The sequence below is a fragment of the Streptomyces sp. NRRL F-2664 genome (assembly GCF_000719345.1).
Lineage (GTDB): Bacteria > Actinomycetota > Actinomycetes > Streptomycetales > Streptomycetaceae > Streptomyces.
Genome location: NZ_JOFX01000081.1, coordinates 1 through 11,986 on the forward strand (window position 1 = coordinate 1; position 11,986 = coordinate 11,986).

General features: G+C 73.6%; 10 protein-coding genes, 1 tRNA gene and 2 pseudogenes. 9 read left to right on the forward strand and 4 right to left on the reverse strand.

What is annotated here, in order from left to right; all coding sequences use genetic code 11:
• The 3 genes and pseudogenes from IF89_RS0133260 to IF89_RS0133270 all read right to left on the reverse strand — a co-directional run.
• Nucleotides 1-216, reverse strand: a pseudogene (locus IF89_RS0133260) (hypothetical protein); the annotation flags it as partial.
• Nucleotides 217-532: 316 nt separating this feature from the next.
• Complete coding sequence (locus IF89_RS0133265; RefSeq protein ID WP_030776117.1) at nucleotides 533-1,021, reverse strand: lamin tail domain-containing protein; 489 nt, start codon at nucleotides 1,019-1,021, stop codon at nucleotides 533-535.
• A gap of 434 nt (nucleotides 1,022-1,455) precedes the next feature.
• Nucleotides 1,456-2,445 (reverse strand): MsnO8 family LLM class oxidoreductase, encoded by a 990-nt coding sequence (locus tag IF89_RS0133270; protein ID WP_030776120.1) that lies wholly within the window; start codon nucleotides 2,443-2,445, stop codon nucleotides 1,456-1,458.
• A gap of 262 nt (nucleotides 2,446-2,707) precedes the next feature.
• On the opposite strand from IF89_RS0133270, the gene IF89_RS47215 reads away from it, so the two are divergent.
• From IF89_RS47215 to IF89_RS0133315, 9 genes and pseudogenes are all read left to right on the forward strand, one after another.
• A complete protein-coding gene (locus IF89_RS47215; RefSeq protein WP_030776123.1) occupies nucleotides 2,708-3,229 on the forward strand; it encodes a hypothetical protein in 522 nt (173 codons plus the stop codon).
• Between the two features lie 336 nt (nucleotides 3,230-3,565).
• Nucleotides 3,566-4,636, forward strand: a complete 1,071-nt coding sequence (locus IF89_RS47220) for a hypothetical protein (protein ID WP_199820602.1) — start codon at nucleotides 3,566-3,568, stop codon at nucleotides 4,634-4,636.
• 207 nt (nucleotides 4,637-4,843) lie between these two features.
• The gene (locus IF89_RS0133285; protein ID WP_030776129.1) at nucleotides 4,844-6,247 is read left to right on the forward strand and encodes an erythromycin esterase family protein; all 1,404 of its coding nucleotides are present in this window, start codon (nucleotides 4,844-4,846) and stop codon (nucleotides 6,245-6,247) included.
• Nucleotides 6,248-6,758: 511 nt separating this feature from the next.
• Entirely contained in the window at nucleotides 6,759-8,096 is a 1,338-nt protein-coding gene (locus IF89_RS0133290) for a serine hydrolase domain-containing protein (protein WP_051808029.1), read from the forward strand.
• 174 nt (nucleotides 8,097-8,270) lie between these two features.
• A complete protein-coding gene (locus IF89_RS0133295; protein ID WP_078628690.1) occupies nucleotides 8,271-9,113 on the forward strand; it encodes a DUF2071 domain-containing protein in 843 nt (280 codons plus the stop codon).
• A 248-nt stretch (nucleotides 9,114-9,361) separates the two neighbouring features.
• Nucleotides 9,362-9,901 carry a hypothetical protein gene (locus tag IF89_RS38745; RefSeq protein WP_043194720.1) on the forward strand — a complete coding sequence of 180 codons (540 nt, stop codon included), beginning with the start codon at nucleotides 9,362-9,364 and terminating at the stop codon, nucleotides 9,899-9,901.
• A 375-nt stretch (nucleotides 9,902-10,276) separates the two neighbouring features.
• Nucleotides 10,277-10,441: pseudogene (locus IF89_RS49445) on the forward strand (MerR family DNA-binding transcriptional regulator); the annotation flags it as partial.
• Nucleotides 10,442-10,937: 496 nt separating this feature from the next.
• Nucleotides 10,938-11,102, forward strand: coding sequence for a hypothetical protein (locus IF89_RS49450; RefSeq protein WP_324605394.1), 165 nt, complete (start codon nucleotides 10,938-10,940; stop codon nucleotides 11,100-11,102).
• Between the two features lie 172 nt (nucleotides 11,103-11,274).
• A complete protein-coding gene (locus tag IF89_RS0133315) occupies nucleotides 11,275-11,667 on the forward strand; it encodes a hypothetical protein (protein WP_030776141.1) in 393 nt (130 codons plus the stop codon).
• Nucleotides 11,668-11,798: 131 nt separating this feature from the next.
• Here the strand turns inward: IF89_RS0133315 and IF89_RS0133320 are convergent.
• Nucleotides 11,799-11,873: transfer RNA gene (locus IF89_RS0133320), tRNA-Trp, on the reverse strand.
• Nucleotides 11,874-11,986 lie beyond the last annotated feature (113 nt).

Sequence of the window (11,986 nt, forward strand, 5' to 3'; positions counted from 1 at the left end):
TGGGGACTCGCGGTCCAGCACCCGACGGGCCGCCTCGGCCTCCGCCGCGGGCGGAGAAAGCTCATCAAGGGTGTCGAGCTCGTCGTCCGAGACCAGCTCCTCCTCCCAAGCAGCAGCCAGCCGTTCCTGCTCCGCACGCGGCCTGCCCGCAACGGCCTCCCGCCGGTGCGGCTCCACCGCCGCCAGGAAACGCCCGACCGCGTCGTCCGTCGCCATCGCCGTACTCCTTCTCGCCGTGGAATGGGGGCACCGGGCCCCGGCCCCGAGGCCGCGCCCGGCCCAGCATCGCCAACCCCCGCCCCCGCCGCCGCCCCGACACGGCACCCCACCACCCGAATGCACCCACCCACCCCCGCCACCGGGCAGGGACCGGCCGGCCACCGCCCGGCCCCTGGTGCCGCTGCACGGACCGCCCCGGCCCCGCAGCCCCCACCCCACACGGGTGCGGCGCGCCACGGCCCGCCCGGCCGTGACACGCCGCACCCCGACAACCGGCGCTCACCGTCCCCGTCGGGGCGAGTGCCGGCCGGGATCAGCCGCGGTGCTGGTGCCCGCGACGACCCCAGGACTCGATGTCGACGACGTTGCCACGGGGGTCGCGGAGGGTGGCGGTGTCACGCTCGTTCCAGATCTGGCGGTCGCGGTCCTGGTAGAGGTCGTGGCGGGTGTCGCGGCCGCGGCCGGTGTGGACCTTGACGGCGGAACGGCCCTCCAGGCGGAAGTCGGGGAAGCGGTAGCGGTTGCCCTGCTGGTCGGTGAGGGTGAAACCGCGCAGGTTGACACTGCGGCGGCCGGTGTTGCGGATCTCCACCCACTCGCGGTTCAGGGCCCGGTGCGAGCGCTCGCCGCGGGAGGGGCTCTCGTGCTGGACGTCACCGATGACGAGGGAGGAGTGGGAGCCGCGGCGGTGGTCGCGGCGGTGGTCGTCGTCGGCCGCGGCAGGCAGGGCGCCGGCGCCGATCAGGGTGCCGGCGGCCAGGACAGCGGCGAGGGCGCGGCGGGTGACGAGGGAAGCAGACATGGAGGATGGACCCCTTCGACTTCAACGGACGGCCCGCACCGGCCCCCCACACACGGTGCGGGAACGGGCCGGCCGGGCTCGAAAACGGTTCCCGGCCACTGGCCGAGGACCCACACCCTGGCCCCCACGCCACGCCCCGGCCGCGTCCCCCCACCCCCTGTTTCGCAATCCGGATATGTCCGTAACCCTCCCTTGTAGCGGACACCCGTCAAACCCCGATTGACACCCCCCGCGGGCCGCTCACCCCGACCCCGTGGCAGAACTGCCCGGCACCCCCCACCCACCCCGCACCCGGCTTCCGCCCCACCCGGCGCCCCTTGCGCCGAACGGATCACAACCCCTGTAACAGCCACCCCCCGCCCCCGCTCGCACACCCCTGCGGAAACGATTCCGGCGTACGAGAAAACCCCCGCACCCCGCACCCCGCACGACGCCTACGCCGAGGCCGTCGGCGCCCCCCAGTACTTCCTGACCAGCTCATAGGAACCGATCCGCTCACCCAGGTCGTACACCGGCGTGGCCAGCATCAGCTCCTCCGCCCCCGTCTCCCCGGCCAACTGCGCCAGCCGCTCCACCACAACCTCCGGCGCCCCCACCGCCTGCTGCGCACGGAACCCCTCCAACGCCTGCCGCTCCTCCCGCGTGAACGAGTGGCCGGCCGCCTGCGCGGGCGTCGGGAACGGCAGCCGGCTCAGCCCCTTCAACAGCCCGGCCTTCACCACGTTCATCGGACCCGCCCGCCACACGGCCTCCTCCTCCGTCGGCGCGCACACCGTCTCCACGCACAACAGCACCCGGGGCCGCTCGCACCACCGCGACGGCGTGAACGCCGCCCGGTAGGCCTCCACCGCGGCACGGGTGTTGTCCGGCCGGATGTGGTGCGCGATCGCGACCGGCAGCCCCAAGGACGCCGCGAGCGCCGCCCCCGCCGTACTGGACGCCAGCAGCCACGGCTCCGGCAGCGGACCGAGCGCGACCTCCTCCACCAGGAACGACAGGATCGCCGCCACGTCCTGCCGGTACTCCGCATCCGTCGCCGGCCCCGCCCCCCGGCGCAACGCCCGGGCGATCTCCTCGTCGAACGTGCCCGGCCCGCGACCGATCCCCAGGTCGATACGGTCCTCGTGCAGGGCCGCCAACGTCCCGAACTGCTCCGCCACCGTCAACGGCGCATGGTTGGGGGCCAGCACCCCGCCCGACCCGAGACGGATCACCGAGGTCGACGCGGCGGCGTGCGCCGTCAGCACCACCGGCGGGAACGCCCCGATCGCGGGGGAGTGGTGATGCTCCGCGTACCAGAGACGGCGGTACCCCAGCCGTTCCATTCCCCGCGCGAAGGCGGCGGTGTCCCGCAGGGTGTCCACGGCGCGGGTGCCCGTCTGCACCATCGCGACTTCCAGCGCTGAAAGAGGTATGTCGAGCATCCCGTCAGCATAGGGATCACACCCCCCGACAACGCCCCCGATGATCGTTTTCACGCCACCCCGCGGACCACCCCGAACCGCCGGGACCTCGTATACCCCTGCCCACGAAAACGTCAAGCCCCGAATTACCGGAACGTGACCGGCAGTGCACCCGCCGGGCTTACTGGATATGCGGCCTCACCGGAAAAAAGGAACGAGACCGCAGACGCAGTGGAAACAATGCCCGCATCGCGAAGGTCCAGAATTCCCGGAGGAAAAAACCATGAACCGCACGTACGAGACGCCCGCATCCCGCCCCAAGCGCCGAGGCTTCCGCCTCGCGACCGCCGTCGCCTCCGCCGCGATCGCCGGCGGGGTCCTCATCCCCACGTCCTCCGCGATGGCGGCCCCCACCGCGTCGGTGAGCGTCGTCAGCCACGACCGGCACGACCACAAGAAGCACGAGCACAAGAAGCACGACCACAAGAAGAAGCACGACCACAAGAAGCACGACAAGGACCACCACAAGAAGAAGCACAACAAGGGCGGCAACACCCAGGGCGGGACCCAGGGTGGTGGCACCGGTAACACCCAGGGTGGAACCCAGGGTGGTGGCACGGGCAACACCCAGGGCGGTACGCAGGGTGGTGGCACGGGTAACACCCAGGGCGGTACGCAGGGTGGTGGCACCGGTAACACCCAGGGCGGTACGCAGGGTGGTGGCACCGGTAACACCCAGGGCGGTACCCAGGGTGGAACCCAGGGTGGCGGCAATGGCAACACCCAGGGCGGTACCCAGGGCTGATCAGCCGGCCCGAACCGCGCACCACCTCGCAGGGCCGCCCCCTGCGAGGTGGTGTCGCCCCTCTCACCCCCAGCCGTTGTTGCCCCGACCCAGGTCGGGGCAACAACGGCTGCACCCGTTCCCGAACGGCCGCCGAACCTCCGACGGGCAGGCACCACCCGCATCCACATCTGTCAAGCCCCGAATCTCCGTCGCTTTCTCCCCGCAGCCGGAAAAGGCAATCTGAATACAGATGAACCGCTCGACCGCATACGGAACCGAGACACCAGGCAAGTCGAATCCCCGGCTCGCAGAGATTCTTGGAAAATCCGGGTCGACCATTCGAGGGAGATTTAAATGTCGAGGAAGAAGCACGTCGCCAACATTGCCGGTCTTTCCTGTGTCACCGCGATACTCGCCGGAACGGCGGGGGTGGCAGCCGCCCAGCCTTCCCAGGCTTCCGCACTTCCGACCGCAGCCCCTGCGGCGGTATGCAGCCTGAAGGGCCAGGAGGTCCGCGGCAACGGCTTCGCCCTCAAGCAGACCTACGACGTCAAGCGCGACGGGAAGACCATCGCCCGTGTCGCCGCCGGACCCAAGGGCGACATCCGGGTCGGCATCTCCGGCGGCGGCCCGGTCTCCGTGGGCACCGTCAAGTGCACCCCCACGGGGTCCACCGCGGCCGCGACGAAGACCGACGCCGCAGCGGCAACCGCACGGGGCGCGGCCGCCGCCCAGGAGGCAGCCCGCGGCGGAGCTTCCAAGGCGCAGGCCGCCGCCATCGGGCGGAAGGCGGCGACCTCGGAAGCGAAGCGGCTCGGACTGGCCCCCGCCGTGGTGAACCAGGTGACCAACAACGTCACCACCATCGTCAACAACACGATCATCGGTGGCTCGAACAACACCATCGGCGGCACCCAGGTCGGCAACGGCAACACCCAGGGCGGCACCCAGGGCGCCGGCAACGGCAACACCCAGGGCGGTACGCAGGGTGGTGGCACGGGCAACACCCAGGGTGGAACTCAGGGTGGTGGCACGGGCAACACCCAGGGTGGAACTCAGGGTGGTGGCACCGGTAACACCCAGGGCGGGACCCAGGGTGGTGGCACCGGTAACACCCAGGGCGGGACCCAGGGTGGTGGCACGGGCAACACCCAGGGCGGGACGCAGGGTGGTGGCACGGGTAACACCCAGGGCGGGACCCAGGGTGGCGGCACCGGTAACACCCAGGGCGGGACGCAGGGTGGTGGCACGGGTAACACCCAGGGTGGGACCCAGGGTGGCGGCACGGGCAACACCCAGGGCGGGACCCAGGGTGGCGGCACCGGTAACACCCAGGGTGGAACCCAGGGTGGCGGCACCGGTAACACCCAGGGTGGAACCCAGGGTGGCGGCACGGGCAACACCCAGGGCGGGACCCAGGGTTGACCGGTGGTGATCGGGTGACAGCATGCGGCGGTGCCCCACAGAGGAGAACTCTGTGGGGCACCGCCGCATGCTTCCGTCCGTCCGCCCGGGCGGAGGAGGGTTTTCCCCCGGGACAAGTCGGAGGAGGACCCCAGGGCGGCCCGCTGTCACCACCGGCCATGATCGTTTCGCCAGTGCGGAGGAACGGACCGAGGAGTGACCACCGGTATGAGCGTGTACGAGCAGTCCATCGGCCGACGCAGGCTGTTGACGACGACAGCCGCACTCGCGGCCGCCGCGGCCCTGCCGGTGACCCCCGCCTCGGCCACCCCCGCAACTCCCGCCCCCGGCCCCACCCCCACCGTGCCGGGGGACGCCCGGCAGGCCGACGCGCTCCGCGCGCTGGAACGCGCCGCCCACCCGCTGCGCTCGACCGAACCCGGCGGCCGCACCGGCGACCTGCGGGCACTGACAGCGATGATCGGCGACGCCGAGGTGGTCGGACTGGGCGAAGCCACCCACGGCTCGCACGAGTTCTTCACCATGAAGGAACGCCTCTTCCGCCACCTCGTCGAGGAGAAGGGCTTCACCACCTTCGCCCTGGAGATGAGCTGGACGGCCGGCCTGCGCATCGACGAGTACCTCCAGGGCGGCCCCGGCGACGCCCGCCGGATCGCCGAGGAAGAACTGGGCGGATCCCCCTGGGAACGCGAGGAGTTCGCCGGCCTCATCTCCTGGATGCGCCACCACAACGACCGCCACCGCGACCGGGGCCACGGCCGCCGCCCCGCCGGCCGCACGGTGCGCTTCATGGGCAACGACATCGGAGCGCCCCGGCTCGGCGACGCCGCCTTCGACCGGGTCCTCTCCCACGTCCGCGCAAGCCACCCCGCCGATCTCGCCCGCCTGGAGGACCTGTACGCGAGGCTGCGCCCCCTCGACGACGTCTTCGCCCACCTGCGCACACCCCTCGCCGAACGGCGCCGGGCCGCCGTGGCCGCCCAGCAGGCCCACGACCTGCTGGGCGCACACGGGCAGATCGGCGGCGACGCCTGCGCGTGGGCCGAACAGCACGCCCGCAACATCGCCCAGACCTTCGCCTTCGCCTCCCTCGACCTGTCCGATCCCCGGTCGGTGTCCGACGCCGAGCACCTGCGCGACCGGGCCATGGCCGACAACACCGCCTGGTGGCACCGCCGCACCGGCGACAGGATGCTGCTGTCGGCGCACAACGGCCACGTCGGCTACCTGTCCACCGACCCCGTCATGTACCCGACGACACAAGGCGCGTTCCTGCGCGGCGCCCTGGGCCGGCGCTACACGGCCATCGGCTTCACCTTCGCGCAGGGGTCGTTCCTGACCGCGGGCTCTTTCGGCGGGGCCTGGGGCGAGGTCACCGTCCCCGCCGCCACCCCCGACATGCAGGAGTACACCCTCGACCGGGTCCGCCACCGCGACTACTACCTCGACCTGCGCACCCTGCCGGCCGCGGCACGGTCCTGGCTGGAGGTGCCGCGTCCCGTCCACGACGCCGGGTCGTCCTTCAGGACCCCGCTGCCCACCCTCGCGATCAGCAGGGCCTACGACGTCCTCATCCACCTCCACCGGGTCCGCGCGGCCACCCCGCTGTGATCCCCGGCCCGCGCCGGCAGCCGGGCGGCGGCCCCGGCGGCCTGGGGCGAGGGGCGGGCCGGCGCGGGAGCCGGCGTACGAGGGGCGGGCAGGGTGTCGGCCGGCCGGTCCCGGGTAGCCGCCCGGTGCGGGGTGCGGTTCTGGCCCTCATGGCTGCGACGGGGACCGCATCCCGCCCAGCCCCCGGCCATCCATCCCCGGCCCGGCCTCCCCCTGCTGCCCGCCGGCCTCCTCTCCCGGTGCGCCGCCGCCCTGCCCCGGCCCCGCCCAGCCCTGCCCCGCCCTGCCCCGCCCTGCCCGGGCCGGACCCGACCGGGCCGGGCCGGTGGCCAAGGGGGGCCGTGCGCCGCGGCGGGGCCGCTGGGCCCGCGGGCGGCTGCGGCCCGCTCAACCATCCGCCGCCCGGGCGCGGTCTTGCCCTACGGGCGGACGGCCCCGCCGATTCGGCGAGGACGCCGCAGCAGTCCCAGCAGTCCGGAGCGAGCACCCACACGACGCCAAGGAGCACGGCATGACGTTACGCACGACCGCCACCACCGCGGGCAGCACGGGCAGCGCAGGCAGGGCAGGCAGGACAGGCAGGACAGGCGGCGCGGGGAGGGCCGGTGCGGCCGCACGGGCGGCCCTGGTGGCCCTGGCCGCGACCGCGATGGCGGCCACCGCCCTCACCGTCCCCGCCCACGCCGCACCGGCCCCCGCCGACACCGCCGATGCCACCGCCGCGGCGGCGGGGCACCGGGCGACCCGCCGCGCGATGGACGCGGAAGTCCGCCACGGCATCCCCGGCATCACGGCCCAGGCCCGCGACGCGCACGGCGTCTGGAAAGCGGCCTCGGGCGTCGGCGACCGGGTCGCCGGCACACCGCGCGGCACCGGCGACCGGTTCCGGGTCGGCAGCATCACCAAGACCTTCGTGGCCACCGTGCTGCTCCAGATGGAGGCGGAGGGCAGCCTCGGCCTCGACGACACCGTGGAGCACCATCTGCCGGGCCTGGTACGGGGCAACGGCAACGACGGCCGCCGCATCACCGTACGGCAGCTCCTCAACCACACCTCCGGCCTCTTCGACTACCTGGCCGACGAGGAGTACCTCACCACGTACATGCTCGGCGACGGCTACCTCCGCCACCGCTACGACACCCTCCCTCCGAGGAAGCACGTACGGGTGGCGCTCTCGCACGCGCCGCTGTTCGACCCCGGCACCCGCTTCTCGTACTCCAACACCAACTACGTCCTGGCCGCGCTGATCATCGAGAAGGCGGGCGGGCGCACGTACGAGGCGCAGGTCCGCGACCGCATCATCGAACCGCTGGGCCTCAAGGCCACCACCAACCCCGGCAACAGCATCCACATCCCCGGCCCCAGCAGCCGCGCCTACTCCAAACTGTTCGCGCAGGACCCCGACCGGATCGACGACGTCACCGAGATGAACGGCTCCCAGGGCTGGGCCGACGGCGACATCATCTCCAGCGCCGGCGACCTGAACCGCTTCTACCGGGCTTTGATGCGCGGCGAACTCCTCGCCCCGCGGCAACTGGCAGCCATGAAGACCACCGTGGAGATCCCCGAACGCCCCGACATGGCCTACGGGCTCGGCCTGACCCGGATGCGGACGAGCTGCGGCACGACGCTGTGGGGCCACGGCGGAGGCATGGTGGGCTCGACCTCCCTGGCCGTCACCACCGAGGACGGCGCCCACCAGCTCGCCTACAACCGCAACGGGGACTGGAGCACCCCGACCGCCCCGGACGCCATCATGGAAGCCGAATACTGCCCCGCCGCCCCCGGCTCCGCCCCTGCCCCCGGCTCCGCCCCCGTTCCCGGCTCCGCCCCGGCCGTTCCGCGCTGAGCCGTACGCGGGGTGCCCCGCCGCAGGGCACGTCCCCGGCCGCCCACGGCAGGGGACCTGCGGGGCACCCCGCGCCATACTGAGGCGATGGTGTCCACGCCGCCCGACGGCCCGCAAGGCCCCGCCGCGTCCCCCGGCCCCACCGACCCCCACGCGCCGACCGACCCGGTCACCATGCCCCCCACCCCGCCCACCGACCACTCCACCCCGCCGTCCGCCGCCCCGCCGGCCGCTGCCCCGGCCCCCGCCCCGGCGGCCGTGCAGGCCGTCCTGCCGGCCCTCGTGCCGATAGCGGCCGACGCGCCCCGCCACCCCGGCACGGACCGGCCCCTGCTCACGCAGTCCTGGCTCGACCTGACCTTCCTGCACTGGCCCGCCGACCCCGCCGACGTCGCCCCGCTGCTCCCGCCCGGCACCACCCCCGACACCCTCGACGGCGTCACCTACGTCGGCCTCGTCGCGTTCCGCATGCACCGCGTCGGATGGCTGCGCCTGCCCGGCATCCCCTACCTCGGCTCCTTCCCCGAGACCAACGTCCGCCTCTACTCGGTCGACCACCACGGCCGCCGCGGCGTCGTCTTCCGCTCCCTCGACGCCTCCCGCCTCCTCCCCGTCCTCCCCGTCCTCGCCGCCCGCACCCTCTTCCGCCTCCCCTACCAGTGGTCGCGGATGTCGGTCCGCCGCAACGGCACCACCCTCACCTACACCAGCCGCCGGCGCTGGCCCGGCCCGCGCGGCGCGCACAGCACCCTCACCGTGCGGACCGGAGAACCGGTCCGGGAACCGACCGCCCTCGAACACTTCCTGACCGCCCGCTGGGGCCTGCACAGCGACTTCGCCGGCCGGCTGCTGTACCTGCCCAACAGCCACCCGCGCTGGCCGCTGCAGCGCGCCGAACTCCTGCACTGCGACGAGGACCTGGTGGCCGCGGCCGGCCTGCCCGCGCCCGCAGGCCCCCCGGCGAGCGTGCTGTACTCCTCGGGAGTCCCGGTACGGTTCACCCGCCCCAACGGCTGACCCCACCGGGCCGACCGCCCGTTTGACCAGGCGCGGGGCATTGACACGGCCTGCGGGCACGTGCGACAAAGTCCCCACGTCCGAGGCCGCGCGATGTCCCTTTCTCCGTGGTCCGGCGCCGCAACCGCGAGCCGCCGCCCGGGACGACGGCCCGCGGGGTCCACCCCGCCGCGATCAGCACCGCGTCGGTGCGACCGACCGCGACCGACCCACCTGAAACACGACGATCGGACCCCGACTTGACCCTCATGCCCGGATCCCGCGTGCCCGGCCGGACCTGGACGGTCCGGCTCACCGGCCACGCCGATCACAGTGCCTCCGTCACCTGCAGCACCGAAGCCTGCCGCATGCCGCCCCGTTCGAAGGACACCGCGGCCCTGAAGCGGTTCGCCGCCGAGCACGTCCGGGCCCACGCACGGCTGGCCACCGTCCGCCCCAACGCCGCGTGCGCCTGCCGGGCCGCCCAGTGCGCGCTCCACGAGGCCCGTACCCAGTGCACCGGCTCCACCCTCCTGGTCCTGGTCCACAACCCGGCCGTGGGGCAGGTGTGGACACTCGCCGAGATCTGCCAGTCCTGCGCACCGCTCATCGCGCACACCGCCATCCTCGGCCGGGCCCAGCCGCCGGCCCGTCAAGCCCCGCCCGCCGCAGCGATCCCCGCTCCCGCCGGGCCGCCCGGGGCGGCGCCGCTGCCCGTCGCCGGCGGGTTCTCCTCACCGCAGGCCGCCCCCGAGGCCCCCGCCCGGCGCCGTCCGCGCCGTCCCGCCCGCCCCCGCCGCGCCTCCTGACCACGCCGCCACCGAACGGGCCGCCGCACGCGGGCCGGACAGTAAGGCCGCAGCGGCCCGACGGGCGCAACGGGCGCAACGGCAGGGCGGCGGTTCGCGGTGGTCCGGGAGAACGAGGCCGCCGGGACCGGGGGAGGGGAGGGGCCGTCCCGCCGGCCGGTACCGCCGCCGACGCCCCACCCATCCGCCCACCCCGGTGGCGCCGTGAAGCCCACCCGCACGTGTTCGCCGCGGTCCTGAGCCCGCATCAGGCCGCCGCCCGGGGCCCGCTCGCCGTGGCCGACGTCGCCGCCCCCGAAGCCGACGGCGCCCACGCCGCCTCCGGTCGACTGTGACCTTGACCTTGACCCTGGGGGAGAGGGGAGGCTCGCAGCCATGGAGGAAGAAGCACTGCTCAGCATCGGCGTGTTCGCCCGCCGGGCACGGCTGTCGCCCAAGGCCCTGCGGCTCTACGACCGCCACGGCCTGCTGCCGCCCGACCACGTCGATCCCGTCACCGGCTACCGGTACTACCGGCAGGACCGGCTCGCCGCCGCCCGGCTCATCGTGCGGCTGCGCGGCCTGGACATGCCGCTGGCCGACGTCGGCGCGGTCCTGGCCGCCCCCGCCCCGGAGGCGGCCCGGCTGGTGGCCGCGTACTGGGACGGCGTCGAGCGCCGGCACGCGGCCCAGCGCGAGCTGGCGGCGCACCTCCGCATCCACCTGCTCGGAGACGAAGGGATCCTGGACATGTACGAGATTCAGCAGCGCGAGGTGCCGGAGCAGCTGGTCCTCACCGAACAGCGGCACATCACCCCCGAGGAGCTGCCCCACTGGATCCCCGCCGCCCTGGGCCGGCTGCTGCCGGTGGCGCAGGCGCACGGGGGCGTCTTCGGGCCACCCGTTCGTCGTCTACCACGGGGCCGTCGACGAGGACGGCGACGGCCCCGTCGAACTCTGCCTGCCGGTCGACCCCGCCCGCGCCGGCCGCCTCCCGGCGCCCTGCCGCACCGAACCGGCCCACACACAGGCCTACACCCGCCTGACCAAGGCGCAGGTGGCCTACCCGCAGATCCTCTCGGCCTACGACGCCGTCCACGCCTGGGCGCAGCGCGCCTCCCGCACCGCCTCGGCAGCCCCCCGCGAGGTCTACTTCGCCGACTGGTCCGCGATCGGCCCGGCCGACCCGGCCTGCGACATCGCGCTCCCCCTGGCCGACTGACCCCGGCGCCCGCCGGGGGAGCGGCGGGGCGGCGGGGGCCTGTCACGCGCCTGTGACAGTCGGCGGACAGCTTCATGAAGTCCGGCAGCCAGTCTTTTAACCAGAGAACAAACCGGACATTTCATCCCACGTTCTCTCCCCGGAACCCCCACTATCGACTGGAGTCGTCCCCATGGTCCGCATCACCTCCCGCAAGCAGCGTTTCGCGATGTACGCCGCCTCGGCCGCGATCGTCGGAGGGGGCGTGCTGGTCCCCACCAGCGCCTTCGCCGCCCCGACGCCGGCGATGACGACAGCCTCGGCCGCTGCCGGCCACCTGGACCACGCGAAGGGCGAACACGACAAGAAGAACCACAAGCATGGCAAGTGGGACAAGAAGCACGACAAGCACAACAAGCACAAGAAGAACCACAAGCACGGCAAGAAGAAGCACAAGGTCCGCGACGTGGAGAACATGCCGGGCTGCAAGTTCTACAAGGGCAAGGTCTACTGCGAGCACAAGCCCGACAAGCCCGCCCCGGCCCCGGCCCCGGCCCCCGCCCCGGCCCCCAAGACCGGAATCTGACCGCCCCCGCAGAACCGAACCCGCCCGGCCCCCGCCCGACCCCCCTCCGGGGCCCGGCGGGGGCCGCCGGACGACCACCGGACGACCGCGGAACGACCGCCGGACAGGAGCACCGCGGGAGGATCACGGGACGGAGCCGGCCGGATTCGAACCGGCGTCCTCACGGTTTTGGAGACCGCGCGCGACGACCTCTGCGCTACGACCCCCCCCCGCCCCGCATCCTAGGTGTATTGACCCGCAGTGTTGTTGATTCGGCTGATGGGTGGGTGTCCGTCGAGTGCGGTGTGGCAGCGGTGGTGGTTGTAGGTGTGGAGGAAGT